At 63.3% G+C, this 19,743-nt stretch carries 3 protein-coding genes (1 of these 3 cut by a window edge); all 3 read left to right on the top strand.

The window, feature by feature from the left end; genetic code table 11:
- Positions 1–296 precede the first annotated feature (296 nt).
- Positions 297–1,358, top strand: a complete 1,062-nt coding sequence (locus EPZ47_RS16290; protein WP_135845728.1) for a TauD/TfdA family dioxygenase — start codon at positions 297–299, stop codon at positions 1,356–1,358.
- Between the two features lie 34 nt (positions 1,359–1,392).
- Complete coding sequence (locus EPZ47_RS16285; protein WP_135845727.1) at positions 1,393–3,099, top strand: cyclic peptide export ABC transporter; 1,707 nt, start codon at positions 1,393–1,395, stop codon at positions 3,097–3,099.
- A gap of 390 nt (positions 3,100–3,489) precedes the next feature.
- Positions 3,490–19,743: the 5' portion of a non-ribosomal peptide synthase/polyketide synthase gene (locus tag EPZ47_RS16280; RefSeq protein WP_135845726.1), read on the top strand. The gene runs 12,843 nt beyond the window's last position; 16,254 of the gene's 29,097 nt are visible here — the first part of the coding sequence; its start codon is at positions 3,490–3,492; its stop codon lies beyond the right edge, outside the window.

The following is a 19,743-nucleotide window of genomic DNA, read 5'->3' as shown; positions in this document are numbered from 1 at the left end:
GCAAACCGCTGCACTCGATACGTCACTGCGGCCCACGGGATCGTTGGAGGTACCTGTGCGAATCGCAGCTGGCGCATTTCAGCACCGACTTCGTGTCTGCGTCTGTCGGGGGAAATGGGGACAAACGATCCTGATGCGGATCGACCGTGTCGGTGTAGCGACAGGTGCCGGGCTCTGTCCCGGTTTGCGGTGCCAGACACCATCGCGGATCAGTGTTTTTATCCTTGCCCGATGGTGGGGCGTATTGATTTGGCCCTGCGACGTGGATCCGAGGATCTGTGGTTCAGGAGTTATGCATGAGTCTTCAAACTGACGCTTCACCCGTCATGCCCTCTGACGGGGTGGCGGATTCGCTCGTCTGGCCCGGTCACGGCGCCGGCGAATCGGTAAGGCTGTCGTCGCTCGCCGACGGTTTGAGTTTGCCGGTGGTGATAGAACCCATCGAGCCGGGGCTGGACCCGTCGCTGTGGGCCAGCACCCATCGCGAGGCGATCGAGGCGTTGCTGTGTCGCCACGGCGCGGTGCTGTTTCGCGGTTTTGACTTGGCCTCGGTGCCGGACTTCGAGGCGTTCGCCGAAGCCCTGTCGCCCGGGCTGCATGGCAGTTACGGCGACCTGCCGAAAAAGGAGGGCGGACGCAACGTCTATCGCTCCACGCCTTACCCCGAGCGCGAGATGATCCTCTATCACAACGAGAGTTCGCACCTGGAAAGCTGGCCGCGCAAGCAATGGTTCTACTGCGAGCAGCCGTCACGGGTCGGCGGCGCGACCCCCCTGGCGGACATCCGGCAGGTACTGCAATGCCTGCCGGCGGAGGTGGTGGCGCGCTTCGAACAGAAAGGCTTGATGTACAGCCGCACCTTTACCGTCGGTGTCGAGCCGAGCTGGGAGTCGTTCTTTGGCACCACCGACCGCGCGGCTGTCGAGCAGCGTTGCCGGGAGCAGGGCACCGATTTCGAATGGCTCGACGGCGAAACCCTGCAAGTGCGCACCCTCTGCCCGGCGGTCATCAAGCACCCGGTGACCGGCGAGCGCGCCTTCTTCAACCAGGTTCAGCTGCACCATCCGTTTTGTCTGGGCGAGGAAATGCGCGAAGACCTGCTCGACATGTTCGGCGCCGATCGTCTGCCACGCATGGTCAGTTATGGCGACGGAACACCGATAGAAGACAACGTCATGGCGTTGCTCGGCGAGGCCTATGAGGCCTGTGCCGTCAGGTTCGCCTGGCGCAAGGGCGATGTGGTGATGCTCGACAACATGTTGGCCGCCCATGCTCGCGATCCTTACGAGGAGCCGCGCCTGATTGTCGTGGCCATGGGCGAGATGACCGCCCGCGGCGACGTATGGCAGCCGGCGTGAGCCTTTTCGCGACTCCACTCGAGGATAGCTACCGATGAAAGAGAAGAAAGCGAAGAAAGTGAAGAAGCCCAGACCAGGCTCGGTCATGCGCCTGCTGTGGCGCAACCACCCCTGGCTGACGCTCTTTACCTTGGTCTGCGGTGTCATCAGCGGGGTCGCGTCTATCGCGGTGGTGAGTGTGATCAACGATGCGATCCACAATGACGGCTCTCGCCTGCACGCGCTGTACTGGTTCATCGGGCTCAGTGCCACGGCGCTGATCTTGCGCAACGGTGCAGCCTTGTTCCCGGCTTACGCCAGCATGCGGATCATGACGCGCCTGCGCATTGCGCTGTGTCGCAAGATCCTCGCCACGCCGCTGGAAGAAGTGGACCGGCGCGGCCCGCCCAATGTGCTGACGATGTTGACCAACGACATCCCGCAATTGAATACCACGTTGATCATCATGCCCACGATCCTGGTGGAGACGACGGTCTTTCTGTTCGGCATCGCCTACCTGGCTTACCTGTCATGGGTGGTTTTGGCCTTGACGGTTTCACTGATGATCCTGGGAGTGGGGCTGTATCTGTTCTTCTTTTCCTGTGGCGTCAGGAACACGTCCCGCGTACGGGATGAATACACCGCGTTCAATGAGTACACCCACGCGCTGGTGTTCGGCCTGAAGGAGCTGAAGCTCAATGGCGTGCGGCGCCGTTGGTTCGGTCGCTCGGCCATCGAGGCGTCTTCCACCCGTGTGGCGCGCTACAACTTCGTGGAGCGCCTGTGGTACACCGCCGCCGACAACGTCGGGCAGTTCACGCTGTCGTTGCTGATCGGTTGTCTGCTGTTCGCCGCGCCCCTGGTCAGTGCCGTCGATCCGAAAATCATGACCGCCAGCGTCCTGGCCGTGTTGTACATCATGGGCCCGTTGTCGTTGCTGGTCGGGGCGATGCCCTTGCTGGCGGCGGGCCGGGTGGCCTGTACACGTCTTTCGGAGTTTGGTTTCTCGATCAACGATCCGCATCCGGAGCCGATCGAGACCGACGTGCCCAAGGTTCATCTGCTGGAGCACAAGAAGTCGTGGAATCGCATCGAATTGAAAGCCGTGCGCATGCACTACCAGGATATGCATGCGGAGACCGGTTTCTCCCTGGGGCCCATCGACCTGACGGTGCAGGCAGGCGAGTTGATCTACATCGTCGGTGGCAACGGTTGCGGCAAGAGCACCTTGGCCAAGCTCCTCTGCGGGCTCTACATCCCCCAGGATGGTGAGGTCCTGCTCGATGGCAAGCCCATCACCGATGAAAGTCGCAATGACTATCGTGATTTGTTCTCTGCGGTGTTTTCCGATTTCCACTTGTTCAACCGTCTCATCGGCCCCGACGAAGAGGACGGCAGCCCGACGCTGGCGAGCAAGTACCTCGAAACCCTGGGGCTGGCCGACAAGATCAAGATCGAAGGGCAGGGGTATTCAACCTTGAAGGCCTTGTCCTATGGCCAGCAAAAACGCCTGGCGCTGGTGTGCGCCTACATGGAAGACCGGTCGGTCTACGTACTGGACGAATGGGCCGCGGACCAGGATCCGCCGTTCAAGAAGTTCTTCTACGAGGAACTGCTGCCCGACCTCAAGCGTCGTGGCAAGACGGTGCTGATCATTACCCATGACGACCAGTATTTCCAACTGGCCGATCGCATCATCAAGTTATCGGATGGCCAGATCGTTTCCGATATCAACTGCGCCCTGCGCGACAAGCGAGCCTGAATGTCCATTCAGGTCCCAGGGTCCGGCCCGCGATGTCGTGACAGTACTGCTGAACACCCGTGAAACCGCTTGGCACCGCCCCCACCCGGCAGACGTGAGTCCGGCGCCGGGTGCCTGCGCCATGCAAGAACGCTCCGGTCGTTCGACCGACCCAATGCCGCGCCGACTACCCGCGCGGATTTGCATCAATTCCAGGCGTGCCTGTTGCATTCAACCCGGGCAGCACTGACAAATCTCTGAGAAGGACCGTATGAAATTTTTCTTTGCGCGTGTGGTGGGTGACGTTGTTGCAACCGGCCGTTTGGCCAACCGGTGCGATGGACAGCAACCGGGCAGGATGGCCCAGGGCAGTCCGTTGTCGGTCCGCGTTCGGGTGTCGGAGGGGCGGGTATGAACCAGTCCCTGCAGTTCTCGCAAACCTACCCGTTGACCGCCGCCCAGCGAGACATCTGGCTGGAGCAAATGGTCCAGGGCGACTCCCCGTTGTACAACATCGGCGGATACCTGCACATCGACGGTGTGGTTGACCCCGAGCGGTTCCAGCAGGCGGTCGACCTGTTGGTGCAAAAGCATGATGCCCTGCGCACGGTATTGCTCTGCGAAGCCGACGCAGGCGGCGTGCCGATGCAGACGCTGGCCGATACGCTGGTGGTGCAGGTGCCTGTGCATGATTTGTCTGATCAGCGCGACCCGCAAGCATCGGCGCAGGCCTGGGTCGAGCAGCGGATGGCGATGGCGTTTCCACTGGATGGGGGGCCGCTGTTCCGCCTGGCGCTGCTCAAGCTCAATGACGCATCGTTCTATTTCGTTATCCAGGTTCATCACATCGTCCTGGATGGTTGGAGCATCGGCTTGATGTTCAAGGAGCTCGGCGAGCTTTACAGCGCGCTGGAAAGCAACCAGGCACCGGACGTGACAGCACCGTCCTACGTGGCATTCATCGAAGACGATGCCCGCTATCGCGATTCCCCGCGGTTTGCCCGTGAACGGCAGTACTGGCTGGAAAAATACCAGGAAGTGCCACCGCCCTTGTTCGTTGCCCGCAACCGTGATCGCTACCCTGGCGGCGTGGCCCCCAGTGGCCATGTCGTATGGCCCTATGCCCAGGCACTGAACGAGCGGATCGACGCCTTGGCGCAACTGCACCAGTCGTCACGCTCGGCGGTGCTGCTGGCCGCGCTGCACGTTTATTTTGTTCGCACCACCCAGCGCGAAGAGCTGGTGATCGGCTTGCCGGTCTTGAACCGCTCCAACGCGACGTTCAAGAAAACCATGGGCATGTTCACCCAGGTGAGCGCCGTGCGCCTGCGCTTCAGCGCCGACCTGTCATTCGGTGAGCTGGTCCACGAAGTGGCGCGCACTCTCAAACAGGACTATCGCCACCAGCGCTTCCCCCTGAGCGATATGAACCGTTCGCTGGAGCTGCTGCAGGGCAATCGCGCGCAATTGTTCGACATATCGTTCTCCTATGAGTTGGACGATCATCAGTTCATGTTCGGGCAAGCCCCGGCCCGTTCGGTGAAATGCTCGAACGGCCATGAACAGATGCCGTTGGCCATCCACGTCCGGAGCAACCCGCACGACGATAACGCCTGGTTGCACTGGATCTACAACGCAGCATTTTTCCAGGAGGGTGAAATCGAGGCGATGGCCGAGCGCTTCATGCAGGTGCTGGAGCAAGGCTTGAGCAATGACGCATTGCCGATCCGCGAGTTTGTGCTGCCGACGCCGGCCGAAGCCCGTCAGCTTCAGGCCTGGAACGCCAACGATGGGCAGCACTATGAGCATGACCGCACGATCCATGGCCTGTTCGAAGTGCAAGCGGCCGCGCAACCCGATGCGCTGGCGGTGGTATACGAAGAGCAGGCATTGACCTACGGTGAGCTCAATGCCCGGGCCAACCAGGTTGCCCATCGCCTGCTGGCGTTGGGGGTTCGCCCGGATGACCGGGTGGCGATCTGTGTCGAGCGTGGCCTGGACATGATCGTCGGCCTGCTGGGTATCCTCAAGTCCGGCGCCGGTTACGTGCCGCTGGACCCGGCCTATCCCCCGGAACGCCTGGCCTTCATGCTTGAGGACAGCTCCCCGGTGGCGTTGCTCACTCAGTCGGCGCTGGAGGTGCAACTGCCGGCGCTGTCTGCCCCGGTGTTATGGCTCGATCAGCCCGCCAGCGCGGGGATCGCCCCGCAGCCGGCGCACAACCCTGACGTCGCGACGCTGGCGTCGCATCACTTGGCTTATGTGATCTACACCTCCGGTTCCACCGGGTTGCCCAAAGGGGTGATGGTCGAACACCGCAACGTCGCCCGGCTGTTCTCGGCGACCCAGCCCTGGTTCGAGTTCGGCCAGCAGGATGTATGGGCGCTGTTCCATTCCTTCGCTTTCGACTTCTCGGTCTGGGAGATTTGGGGGGCGCTGAGCCATGGTGGCCGCCTGTTGGTGGTACCGCAGTTGGTCAGCCGTTCCCCGCAAGACTGCTACGCGCTGCTGTGCGAGGCCGGCGTCACGGTGTTGAACCAGACGCCGAGCGCCTTCCGGCAGTTGATCGCGGCCCAGGGCGAAAGCGATCTGCGTCACAGCCTGCGCCAGGTGATCTTTGGTGGCGAAGCGCTGGAAACCGGCATTCTCAAGCCCTGGTATGCCCGTGTAGCCAACATCGGGACACGGCTGGTCAACATGTACGGCATCACCGAGACGACGGTGCACGTGACGTATCGTCCGCTTGAACCGGCCGACGCGCAGTTGATCGGGGTCAGTCCGATCGGTAAGCGAATTCCGGATTTGCGCCTGTACCTGCTCGACCCGTATGGCCAACCGGTGCCGGTGGGCGTGGAAGGTGAGCTGTATGTCGCTGGCGCGGGGGTGGCGCGAGGCTACCTGAACAGGCCCGAACTCAATGACACCCGCTTCCTCGCCGATCCGTTCGACAGCGCCGCCGGGGCGCGGATGTATCGCACCGGTGATCTGGGCCGCTGGTTGGAGAACGGTGAGCTGCAATACCTGGGGCGTAACGACGAGCAGGTGAAAATTCGCGGCTTCCGTATCGAGCTTGGCGAGATCGAGGCGAAGCTGGCGGCGTGCGAAGGTGTACGTGAAGTGGTGGTGGTCGCCCGTGAAGACGCGTCGGGCGATCAACGTCTGGTGGCCTATCTGATCGCCAATGAAGGCGTACGGCTGTCGGTGGTCGAACTGCGTTCAACCCTGCTGGGTTCGTTGACGGACTACATGGTGCCCAGTGCCTTCGTGGTCCTTGAACGATTCCCGCTGACCACCAATGGCAAGCTCGATCGCAAGGCGCTGCCGGCGCCCGATGCAGAGGCTTATGCCCATCGCGTGTTCGAAGCGCCGGTAGGCGACGTGGAAATCACCTTGGCCGGGCTCTGGACTGAACTGCTCGGCGTCGAGCGGGTGGGGCGCCATGACCGGTTCTTCGAACTGGGCGGTCACTCGCTGCTGGCGGTCAAGCTGATCGAGCGCATGCGCCAGGTCAATCTGGACACCGACGTGCGGGTGCTGTTCGGCCAGCCAACCCTGGCGACACTGGCGGCCGTCACGGGGACCAGCGGCGGCATCGTCGTACCGGACAACGCCATTGCCCATGATGCCGAGCGCATCACGCCGGACATGCTGCCACTGGCCACGCTGACCCAGGACGAGATCGACCGTATTGTCGCGGCGGTACCGGGTGGGGTGAGCAACGTCCAGGACATCTACGCGCTGGTGCCGTTGCAGGAAGGCATCCTGTATCACCACCTGGCGACGACTCAGGGCGATCCCTATCTGCTGCAAGCACTGTTGCGCGTGGGCAGTCGCGAACAGTTGGATGCGTTCGTGCAAGCCTTGCAGGCGGTGATCGAGCGGCACGACATCCTGCGCACGTCGGTGATGTGGGAAGACCTGGGCGAGCCGGTCCAGGTGGTCTGGCGCCAGGCCCGGCTGATTGTAGAAGAACTCGTCCTGGAGGCGGCCGAAGGCGACATCGCCGAGCAATTGCAGGCCCGCTTCGATCCTCGCCATACCCGCTTCGACCTGCGTCAGGCACCGATGATGCGCATCCACGTGGCCGAAGACCTCGCCAACGGCAGTTGGGTCGCGGTATTGCTGTTCCATCACTTGATCGATGACGCCACTTCCCTGGGCATGCTGGGCAAGGAAATCGAGGCACACCTGGAAAACCGTTCGGGTGAACTGCCCAAATCCGTGCCTTATCGTAACTATGTGGCGCAGGTCCGCTTGGGCAGCGATCCTGGCCAACATGAAGCGTTCTTCAGTGAAATGCTCGGGGACGTGGACGAGCCGACCCTGCCGTTCGGCTTGCAGGATGTGCAGGGCGACGGCACCGGTATCGAAGAGGCTTCGCTGGCGCTGGCTGCCGACTTGACCCAGCGCCTGCGCGCTCAGGCACGGCGCCTTGGGGTCAGCACGGCGAGCCTGCACCATTTGGCTTGGGCTCAAGTGGTGGGGCGTTTGTCCGGTCGTCAGGATGTGGTGTTCGGTACGGTGTTGATGGGCCGCTTGCACAGCGGCCAGGACGATGGACACGCCCTGGGCATGTTCGTGAACACGCTGCCGCTGCGCGTCGAGGCAGGGGGCCAGGGCGTGCTGGCGGCTCTCAAGACTACCCACGAGCGCCTGGCGGCACTGCTTGGTCACGAACACGCGCCGTTATCCCTGGCGCAGCGCTGCAGCGGGGTCGCCGCACCGACGCCCCTGTTCAGCGCATTGCTGAACTACCGGCAAACCGCGGTGGCCGCGCAGGCACCCAAGGACGCCGGCCTGGCGCGAACCTGGGCCGGTGTGGAGATCCTGGGCGGCGAGGAGCGGACCAACTACCCGCTGTCGCTGTCCATAGACGACCTGGGCGAGTCGTTCGGGCTGACGGTGCAAGCCGTGGCCGGTATTGGTGCGCAGCGCGTTTGCGGCTATATGAATACCGTGCTCGAGGCACTGGCCGATGCGCTCGATCAGGCGGTCGACACACCGCTGCATGGCCTGGATATTGTCCCCGCCAATGAGCGTCGGCAATTGATCGAGGACTTCAATGCCTTCGATACGGCCTATCCGGCAGGAGTGTTGATTCATCAGTTGTTCGAAGCCCAGGCCCAGGCCCGGCCGGAAGCTGTCGCGCTGACGTATCAGGACTTGCGCCTGAGCTACGGTGAGCTGAATCGGCTGGCGAACCAGATTGCCCATCGGCTGATCGAGCAGGGGATCGGCGCCGATGATCGCGTGGCGATCTGCGTGGATCGCAGCCTGGAAATGGTCGCGGGGCTGCTGGGGATTCTCAAGGCGGGTGCCGGTTATGTGCCGCTGGACCCGGCCTATCCGAGCGAACGCCTGGCCTACATGCTGGACGACAGCGCGCCCAAGGTGCTGCTGACCCAGCGCGATTTGCAGGCGCGTTTCCCGCAACCTTGCATGCCGGTGTTGTTGCTCGACGTCGAGGAACGCGATGCCGCCGGTATCAGCGCCCAGCCGCAAATCCCTCCGCAGGTGAGCGGCCTGAGCCCCGACAGCCTGGCGTATGTCATCTATACCTCCGGTTCTACTGGCCAGCCCAAGGGCGTGGCCATGCCGCACAGGGCCCTGGTCAACCTGATGCAGTGGCAAATCGCACAGGCCCAGCAGCAGGGCCGCGCGGCGGCACGCACCTTGCAGTTCGCGGCCCTGGGCTTTGACGTTGCCTTCCAGGAGATTTTCAGCACCCTGTGCGCCGGTGGCGAACTGTCGTTGATCCATGCCGATATCCGGTTGAATTTCCATCGTCTGTTCCAGCACATCCGCGAGCAGCGCATCGAACGGCTCTACCTGCCGTGTGTCGCCCTGCAGGCGTTGGCCGAGGCGGTGCTGGGCGATGGCGAGAGCGGTCCGTTGGCCTGCCCGCTGCGCGACGTCATCACCGCGGGCGAGCAACTGCGCATCACGCCACAGATCCGTGGCTTTTTCGCCCGCCTGGACGGCTGCCGCCTGCACAACCACTACGGCCCGACCGAGTCCCACGTCGCCACCGCGCTGGCCTTACCGGACGATGTCGCCGCCTGGCCAACGCTACCGGCCATCGGGTACCCGGTGGCCAATACGCGCATCTATCTGCTGGATGAACACCTGCGTCCGGTTCCAGCCGGCGTGGCCGGCGAGCTCCACATCGGCGGCGTGTGCGTTGCCCGTGGCTACCTGAACCGCGACGACCTCAGTGCCGAACGTTTCATCCGCGATCCTTTCGCGGTGGATGGCCAGGCGCGTCTGTACAAGACCGGTGACCTGGGGCGTTACCAGCCCGACGGTTGCATTGAATACCTGGGGCGCAACGACGATCAGATCAAGATCCGCGGTTTCCGCGTCGAGCTGGGGGAAGTCGAGGCCAGGCTTTGCCAGCACGCCGGGATCAAAGAGGCGGCGGTCATTGCCCGCGAAGACAGCCCTGGCGACAAACGCCTGGTGGCGTACTTCACGCCTGCGATCGCGGACCTGTGGCCCGACGCCGATTCGCTGCGCGCCCATCTGCAGGCTCTCTTGCCGGACTACATGGTCCCGGCGGCCTATGTGCGACTGGAAAAACTGCCCCTGTCACCCAATGGCAAGCTGGACCGACGGGCGCTGCCAGCGCCCGAGGCGGACGCTTTTGCCAGCCGTGCCTATGAAGCACCGCTGGGCGAGGTGGAGACTGTTCTCGCCCGGCTGTGGACCGAGGTCCTGGGTGTGGAGCGGGTGGGGCGCCATGACCATTTCTTCGAGTTGGGCGGACATTCGCTGCTGGCCGTGAAACTGATCGAACGCATGCGCCAGGCCGGTCTGAGCGCCGATGTGCGTGTATTGTTCGGTCAACCGACCCTGGCCGCCCTGGCCGCGGCTGTGGGCGGTCGCGCTGACATCGTGGTGCCGGCCAATGCCATCACCGCAGGTTGCCAGCGGATCACGCCGGCCATGCTGCCGCTGGTGTCGCTGGATCAGCCAACCATCGACCGGATTGTCGCCACGGTGCCCGGCGGTGTCGATAATGTGCAGGACATCTACCCGCTGGCTCCGCTGCAAGAGGGGATTCTCTACCACCATATTGCCGCGCAAGCGGGCGACCCGTACCTGTTGCAAGCCGTGTTTGCCTTGGACAGCCGTGCCCAGCTCGATGGGTTCGTCCAGGCCTTGCAGGCGGTCATCGACCGCCACGACATCCTTCGGACCGCCGTGCTTTGGGAAGGCTTCGACCAGCCCTTGCAAGTAGTCCTGCGCCGTACCGAACTGCTACTCGAAGAACCGCTGTTGGACTCGGCCCAAGGCGATATCGCCACGCAACTACAAGCGCTTTTCGACCCTCGGCACTGTCGCCTGGACCTGGGCCAGGCGCCACTGATGCGTTTGGCGTGCGCCTGGGACCGCGTCCAACAGCGCTGGGTCGCGATCCTGCTGTTCCACCACATCGCCCTGGACCATACGGCACTGGACGTGATGCAGGAGGAAATGCTGGCGTGCCTCAGCGGTGAGGCCGAGCGCCTGGACGCCGCCATGCCGTACCGCAATTATGTGGCGCAGACCTTGCTGGGCGTCAGCCGCGAGCAACACGAAGGCTTCTTCCGCGACATGCTCGGCGATGTCGAGGAGCCGACGCTGCCGTTCGGGCTGCGTGAAGTACAGGGCGACGGCCGGGGCATCGAAGAGGTCAAGTTGAACCTCGATGCCACATTGAGCGTGCGCCTGCGGCGACAGGCGCGCCTGTTGGGGGTGAGCCCGGCGGCCTTGCATCACTTGGCGTGGGCCAGGGTGCTGGGACGCTTGTCCGGTCGTGAAGACGTGGTCTTCGGCACCGTGTTGTTGGGCCGCATGCAGAGCGGCGAAGGCGCGGACCGCGCGCTGGGCATGTTCATCAATACCTTGCCGCTGCGAGTGCAAGTGGGCGCCGAGGATGTACGTACCGGCGTCAAGGCGACCCATGAGCGACTGACCGCGTTGCTCGGTCATGAACACGCCTCGCTGGCACTGGCCCAGCGCTGCAGCGGCGTGCCGGCTTCGTTGCCGCTGTTCAGCGCTTTGCTGAACTACCGCCACAGCCCGTTCCAGGAGAACGACGGCATCGAGCGTTGGGCGGGTGCGCAAGTGCTGGCGGTCATGGAACGGACCAATTATCCGTGCATGTTGTCGGTCGATGATCAGGGTGAGGGCTTCCTGTTGAGTGTGCAGACCGCTGGCGCGGTCGATGCCCGGCAGGTTGGCGCCTACATGGAGACAGCTCTGGCGAGCTTGGTGGAGGCGCTGGAGTTCGCGCCTCGATCGCTGGTCAACGAGCTGGATATCTTGCCTGGAGATGAGCGTTGGCAGTTGTTGCGCGATTTCAACGCCACCGTGGCGGACTATCCGCGGCAGCAGACCATTCACGGGTTGTTCGAAGAGCAGGTGCAGCTTACGCCGGATGCCGTTGCGGTGATCCGTGGCGAGCAACGGCTGACTTATCGCGAGTTGAACGAACGGGCCAACCGCTTGGCCCATTACCTGCGCCAACAGGGCGTGCAGCCTGATTCGCGGGTGGCGATTTGTGTCGAACGTGGTATCGACATGGTTGTGGGCCTGCTGGCGATCCTCAAGGCCGGCGGCGGTTATGTGCCGCTGGATCCGGCCTATCCGCTGGACCGGATTGCCTACATGCTGGAAGACAGTGCCCCAGCAGCGGTGTTGGCCCAGACCGCGACTGTTGAACTGCTGGCCGGCGCCTCGATGCCAATGATCAATCTCGACAGCGGGCTGTGGCAGGACGAATCCGTCCAGAATCCGCAGGTTGCCGAGCTGACGTCCGCACATCTGGCCTACGTGATCTACACCTCCGGTTCCACTGGTCTGCCCAAGGGTGTGATGATCGAACACCGCAATACGGTGAACTTCCTGACCTGGGCGCGTCGTTCGTTCGACGCCGAGACGCTGGCGAAAACCCTGTTCTCGACCTCGCTGAATTTCGACTTGGCCGTTTATGAATGCTTCGCGCCGTTGACGTCGGGCGGCAGCATCGACGTGGTCACTAATGTGCTGGAACTGCAACAGGGTGAGCACGACATTACCCTGATCAACACCGTGCCCTCGGCGCTCAAGGCCTTGCTGGAATCCGGTGGATTGGGCGAGGGCGTCGACACGGTCAACGTCGCCGGCGAAGCGCTCAAGCGCAGCCTGGTGGAAGCGCTGTTCGAACAGACCCAGGTCAAGCGCCTGTGCAACCTCTATGGCCCTTCGGAAACCACGACTTACTCCAGTTGGGTGTCGATGGCTCGCGAAGACGGGTTTGCCGCACACATCGGCAAACCGGTGGCGAACACCCAGTTCTACCTGCTGGATGAGCACCAACAACTGGTGCCGTTGGGCGTGCCGGGTGAAATCTACATCGGTGGTGCCGGGGTGGCGCGGGGTTACCTGAATCGCGATGACCTGACCGCCGAGCGTTTCCTCAAGGATCCGTTCAGCACGGCCCCGAACGCGCGCATGTACAAAACCGGCGACCTGGGCCGTTACCTGGCGGACGGCAACATCGAATACCTGGGTCGCAACGACGATCAGGTCAAGATCCGTGGTTTCCGCATCGAACTGGGTGAGATCGAAGCCAAGCTCGCTCAGGCTCCAAACATCAAGGAAACCGTGGTCCTGGCCCGCGAAGACGTGCCGGGCGACAAACGCCTGGTGGCCTATTTCACCCAGCACTCGCCAGATCAAGCACTGGACATCGAAACCCTGCGCACGCACTTGCAAGCGCAACTGCCGGATTACATGGTCCCGATGGCCTACGTCCGACTGGACGCGCTGCCACTGACCCCCAACGGTAAGCTCGACCGCAAGGCGCTGCCGGCACCGGATCTGGATGCCGTCATCTCCCGTGGCTACGAAGCCCCACAAGGTGAAACCGAAACCGTCCTGGCGCAAATCTGGCAGGACCTGCTTGGGCTTGAGCGAGTCGGTCGACACGACCACTTCTTCGAGCTGGGCGGGCACTCGCTGTTGGCGGTCAGCCTGATCGAGCGGATGCGTCAGGTCGGTTTGAGCACCGACGTGCGCGTGCTGTTCAATCAACCGACCCTGGCCGCGCTGGCGGCAGCCGTTGGTCATGATGGCAATGAAATCGCCGTTCCGGCCAACCTGATTCCGCTGGGTTGCACCCACATCACCCCGGCAATGCTGCCGCTGGCCGCGTTGAGCCAGGACGCCATCGACCGCATCGTGGCGACCGTGCCGGGCGGGGCGGGCAATGTGCAGGACATCTACCCGCTGGCGCCGTTGCAGGAAGGCATTCTCTACCATCACCTGACCGCCGAGCAGGGCGATCCGTATGTCTTGCAGGCACAGTTTGCCTTTGACAACCGCGAACGTCTCGACGCTTTCACTCAGGCCTTGCAGGGTGTGATCGATCGCCATGACATCCTGCGTACCGCCATGGCCTGGGAAGGCCTGGACGAGCCGCTGCAGGTGGTCTGGCGCACGGCATCGCTGGGTGTCGAGCAAGTGGTCCTCGGCGCTGGGGACGGCGACATCGGCAGCCGGCTGAAGGCGCGCTTCGACGCAGGGCAATATCGCCTGGACATCCGGCAGGCGCCATTGATGTGCATCCGGTTTGCCGAGGATGTACTCAACCAACGTTGGGTGGCGACCCTGCTGTTCCATCACATGGCGCTCGACCATACGGCGCTGGACGTGGTGCGGCACGAGATGCAGGCGCACCTGTTGGGCCAGGCCGGCCAACTGGGTGAGGCGGTGCCGTATCGCAACTACGTGGCCCAGGCCTGCCTGGGTGTGAGTCGCGAAGCACACGAGGCATTTTTCCGTGAAATGCTCGGCACCATCGACGAGCCGACACTGCCGTTCGGCCTGCAGGATGTGCGCGGCGATGGCAGCCTTGTCGAGGAAGCCCGACAGGGTCTCGCGACGGATTTGAGTCGCCGCCTGCGTACCCAGGCCCGCCGCTTGGGCGTGAGCGCGGCCGCCTTGCATCACCTGGCCTGGGCCCTGGTGCTGGGCCGGGTGTCGGGGCGCGAAGCGGTGGTGTTCGGCACGGTGCTGATGGGGCGGATGCAGGGCGGCGAAGGTGCCGACCGGGCATTGGGGATGTTCATCAACACCTTGCCGATTGGCGTGCAGGTCGGTGCGCAAAGCGTGCGCGACGGCGTACTGGCGACCCACGCACGGCTGACCGGCCTGCTGGGCCATGAACATGCTTCCCTGGCGTTGGCCCAGCGTTGCAGTGGCGTCATGGCCCCGACGCCGTTGTTCAGCGCGTTGCTCAATTACCGGCATTCGGTCGCCGCGCCCATCGCGCTGCAAACCTCGTCCGCCTGGCAGGGCATCGAGGCACTGGGAGGCGAAGAGCGCACCAATTATCCGCTGACGATGAGTGTCGATGACCTGGGTGAAGATTTCAGCCTGACGGCGTTGGTCGAATCCCGGATCGGTGCCCAACGTGTCTGTGGTTATATGCAAGTGGCGTTGGAAAACCTGGTCGATGCGCTGGAACATGCGCCACAGACGCCGTTGCACAGCCTGGCGATCTTGCCGCCGGCCGAACGCAAGCAATTGCTTGAAACCTGGAATGCGACGGGGGCGACCTATACCCATGACCCGCTGATCCATCGGCAGTTCGAAGCCCAGGCCGCCGCGCACCCGCAAGCGGTGGCGGTGGTGTATGCCGACCAGACACTGACCTACTGCGAACTCAACGCCCGGGCGAATCAGGTCGCGCACCGTCTGCTGGCCCTGGGCGTATGCCCCGATGATCGGGTGGCGATCTGTGTCGAGCGTAGCCTGGAAATGGTCGTCGGCCTGTTGGGCGTGCTGAAAGCCGGAGCCGGTTATGTACCCGTGGACCCGGCCTACCCGGCGGAACGTATCGGCTACTTGTTGCAGGACAGTGCACCGGTCGCGGTGTTGGCGCAGAGCATCACCCACGGTTTACTGGCCGTCGGCTCGGCGCCGGTCATTGATCTCGATAGCGGCGATTGGCAGGACGAATCCGTCTCCAACCCAGAGGTGCCGGGGCTCGAAGCCAGCCATCTGGCGTATGTGATCTACACGTCCGGTTCGACCGGTCTGCCCAAGGGCGTGATGGTTGAGCATCGCAACCTCAGCAACCTGGTGGGCTGGCATTGCCAGGCCTTCGATGTGAAGCGCGGCAGCCGCACGTCCAGTGTCGCCGGTTTCGGTTTCGATGCGGCGGCCTGGGAGATCTGGCCTTCGTTGTGTGCGGGGGCGACGTTGCTGTTGCCGCCGGCCCATGCGGGCAGCGAGGACGTCGGCGCGCTGCTCGACTGGTGGCAGGCCCAGGCGCTGGACGTGTGCTTCCTGCCCACGCCCATTGCCGAATACGCATTTGGCCGCGACATGGCGCACGATCAACTGCGCACCTTGCTGATTGGCGGCGACCGCCTGCGCAAGCTACCGGCCGATCTGCCTTTTGAACTGATCAACAACTACGGTCCTACGGAAGCGACGGTTGTGGCCACCTCGGGGCGGATCGATGCCTCGCAGGCGGTGTTGCATATCGGCAGACCGGTGGCCAACACCCAGGTCTACTTGCTCGATGCCCACCTGCAGCCGGTTCCGGTCGGCGTGGCGGGGGAGTTGTATATCGGTGGCGCCGGCGTTGCCCGGGGCTACTTGAACCGTGCGCAGTTGACCGCCGAGCGCTTTGTGAAGGACCCGTTCAGCACCGTGCAGGACGCGCGGATGTACCGCACCGGTGACCTGGCGCGCTACTTGCCGGATGGCAATATCGACTACCTGGGGCGCAACGACAGCCAACTGAAAATCCGTGGCCTGCGTATCGAACTGGGTGAAATCGAGGCCAGGCTTGGTGCGTGCCCCGGTGTGCGGGAAGCTGTTGTCATCGCGGTGGGAGAGGCTGCGGATGACCAGCGCCTGGTGGCGTACTACACGGCGCACGACAGTCTGGATCAAGCGTTGACAGCCGAGCGCCTGCGCGAACAATTGCAAGTGCATTTGCCCAGCCACATGGTGCCTGCGGCCTATATGCGCCTGGACGCCTTGCCCCTGACCCCGAACGGTAAACTCGACCGCCGAGCCTTGCCTGTCCCGGACAGCGAGGCCTATTCGGGCCGCGGTTACGAAGCCCCGCAAGGCGAGATCGAAACGGCACTGGCGCGGATCTGGTCCGAGCTGCTCAAGGTTGAGCGCGTCGGCCGACACGACCATTTCTTCGAGCTGGGCGGGCATTCGCTGCTGGCCGTCAGCCTGATCGAGCGGATGCGCCAGGCAGGGCTGAGTGCCGACGTCGGCGTACTGTTCAGCCAGTCCACCCTGGCGGCATTGGCGGCAGCAGTCGGCAGTGGCCGCGAGGTCCGTGTCCCGGCGAATCTGATTCCGTTGAATTGCGAATACATCACGGCGGACATGCTGCCGATGGTCGATCTGGACCAGGACGCCATCGACCGGATCGCATCGACGGTACCGGGCGGTGCCGGCAACGTGCAGGATATCTACCCGCTGGCGCCCCTGCAGGAAGGCATTCTTTACCATCACCTGGCCGCCGAACGCGGCGATCCCTATGTGCTCCAGACGCAGTTCGCCTTCGACAACCGTGGGCGCCTGGAAGACTTTTCCCAAGCCTTGCAAAAGGTCATCGACCGTCACGACATTCTGCGCACGTCGGTGCTTTGGGAAGGGTTCGAACAACCGGTGCAAGTGGTCTGGCGCAAGGCGCTGCTGATTCAGCAAGAGGCGATCCTGGACCCGGCCGACGGAGACGTCGCCGTGCAGTTGCATAAGCGCTTCGATTCGCGGCAGAACCGCCTGGAGATTACCCGGGCACCGATGCTGCGCCTGGTTTATGCCCACGATGCCAGTAACGATCGTTGGCTGGCGATGCTGCTGTTCCACCACATGGCCCTGGACCACACCGCGCTGGAGGTGGTGCAACAGGAAATGCAGGCGCATCTGCTGGGGCAGGCTGATCAGTTGGGCGCCGCGATGCCGTATCGCAATTATGTGGCCCAGGCCCGCTTGGGTGTGAGCGCTGAGGCCCATGAACGGTTTTTCCGCGACATGCTCGGTGACGTCGATGAGCCAACGTTGCCGTTCGGCTTGCAGGATGTGCAAGGCGATGGCAGCGACATCGAGGAAGCCCGCCATGAGGTGGAAGCCGACCTCGGTCGTCGGTTGCGGGCCCAGGCACGTCAGCTCGGGGTGAGCGCGGCGAGCTTGTATCACCTGGTTTGGGCGCAGGTCCTGGGTAAGGTATCGGGCAAGGATGATGTCGTGTTCGGTACGGTCCTGCTGGGCCGGATGCAGGGCGGCGAGGGCGCCGACCGGGCGCTGGGGATGTTCATCAATACCCTGCCGTTGCGAGTGGGTGTCGGGCAAAGCGGCGTTCGTGCGGGTGTGAAAGCGACTCACGCTCGCCTGACCGCATTGCTCGGTCATGAACACGCCGCCTTGGCGCTGGCGCAACGCTGCAGCGGCGTAGAGGCGCCGACACCGTTGTTCAGTGCCTTGCTCAACTACCGCCACACCGCTGTGTCGACCTCGGCCGAGGCGCTGTCGGCCTGGAACGGCATTCAGGTGTTGGGCGGCGAAGAGCGGACCAACTACCCACTGATGTTGTCGGTGGATGACCAGGGCGAGGCGTTCAGCTTTACCGTCATGACCCCGGCACGCATTGGTGCGCAGCGACTCTGTGGTTATGTGCAGCACACCCTGGAAAACCTGGTCGATATGCTTGAGCAGCAGCCGGACTTGTCCTTGCAGCGCGTGTCGATCCTGCCAGCCTCGGAACGTGAGCAACTGTTGGTGACGTTCAACGCCACCGAAGCCGATTACCCACAGCAGCAGACCATTCATGGGTTGTTCGAAGAGCAGGTGCAGCGTACGCCGGATGCCGTTGCGGTGATTCGCGGCGAGCAACGCCTGAGCTATGGGGAACTGAACGAGCGGGCTAACCGCTTGGCGCATTACCTGCGCACGCAAGGGGTGAAACCCGATTCTCGAGTGGCGATTTGTGTCGAGCGCAGCGTGGACATGGTTGTAGGCTTGCTGGCGATTCTGAAGGCCGGCGGCGGTTACGTGCCGCTGGATCCGGCCTATCCGCTGGACCGGATTGCCTACATGCTGGAAGACAGTGCGCCAGCAGCGGTGTTGGCCCAGACCGCGACTGTTGAACTGTTGGCCGGCGCCTCGATGCCAGTGATCAATCTCGACAGCGGGCTGTGGCAGGACGAGTCCGTCCAGAATCCGCAGGTTGCCGAGCTGACGTCCGCACATCTGGCCTACGTGATCTACACCTCCGGTTCCACTGGTCTGCCCAAGGGTGTGATGATCGAACACCGCAACACGGTGAACTTCCTGACTTGGGCCCATCGTTCGTTTGATGCTCAAACCCTGTCGAAAACCCTGTTCTCGACCTCGCTGAACTTCGACCTGGCGGTCTACGAATGCTTCGCGCCGTTGACGTCGGGCGGCAGCATCGACGTGGTCACTAATGTGCTGGAACTGCAACAGGGTGAGCACGACATTACCCTGATCAACACGGTGCCGTCGGCGCTCAAGGCCTTGTTGGAGTCGGGCGGTGTAGGCGAGGGCGTCGACACGGTCAACGTCGCCGGCGAAGCGCTCAAGCGCAGCCTGGTGGAAACGCTGTTCGAACAGACCCAGGTCAAGCGTCTGTGCAACCTCTACGGCCCTTCGGAAACCACAACCTACTCAAGTTGGGTGTCGATGGCTCACGAAGACGGGTTTGCCGCACACATCGGCAAACCGGTGGCGAATACCCAGTTCTACTTGCTGGACGAACACCAACAGCCGGTGCCATTGGGCGTGCCGGGTGAAATCTACATCGGTGGTGCCGGGGTGGCGCGGGGTTACCTGAATCGCGATGACCTCACCGCCGAGCGTTTCCTCAAGGATCCGTTCAGCACCACGCCAAATGCCCGGATGTACAGGACCGGCGACTTGGGCTGCTACCTGGCGGACGGCAATATCGAATACCTGGGCCGCAACGACGATCAGGTCAAGATCCGCGGCTTCCGCATTGAACTCGGCGAGATCGAAGCCAAACTTGCGCGCCACGATGGGCTGAAGGAAACCGTGGTCCTGGCCCGCGAAGACGTGCCGGGTGACAAGCGCCTGGTGGCCTATTTCACCCAGCATTCACCAGACGAAGTGCTGGACATCGAAGGCCTGCGCACGCACTTGCAAGCGCAACTGCCGGCTTACATGGTGCCCGCCGCCTACGTGCGCCTGGATGCCTTACCGCTGACCCCCAACGGCAAGCTCGACCGCAAGGTCTTGCCGGCGCCGGACCTCGATGCCGTCATCACCCGTGGCTACGAAGCCCCACAAGGCGAAGTCGAAACCGTCCTGGCGCAGATCTGGCAGGACCTGCTCAAGGTCGAGCGCGTGGGCCGTCATGATCATTTCTTCGAACTGGGCGGGCATTCGCTGCTGGCGGTGGGCCTGATCGAACGCATGCGTCAGGCCGGCTTGAGCGCCGATGTACGTGTACTGTTCAGCCAACCGACCCTGGTCGCGCTGGCGGCGGCAGTGGGGGGCGGCACTGAAATCGACGTGCCGGTCAACGGCATCCCGTCCGGTTGCGAGCGCATCACGCCTGACATGCTGACGCTGACAAACCTCGACCAGGACGCCATCGACCGCATCGTGGCGACGGTGCCGGGT

Source organism: Pseudomonas viciae (assembly GCF_004786035.1).
GTDB classification, from domain to species: domain Bacteria; phylum Pseudomonadota; class Gammaproteobacteria; order Pseudomonadales; family Pseudomonadaceae; genus Aquipseudomonas; species Aquipseudomonas viciae.
Note: the sequence above shows the minus strand (reverse complement) of the source record. Positions and strands in the feature narration are given on the sequence as shown.

Coding starts and splice junctions, on each gene's coding strand:
- EPZ47_RS16290 (WP_135845728.1), top strand. CDS start 297: ATGAGTCTTCAAACTGACGCTTCACCCGTCATGCCCTCTGACGGGGTG.
- EPZ47_RS16285 (WP_135845727.1), top strand. CDS start 1,393: ATGAAAGAGAAGAAAGCGAAGAAAGTGAAGAAGCCCAGACCAGGCTCG.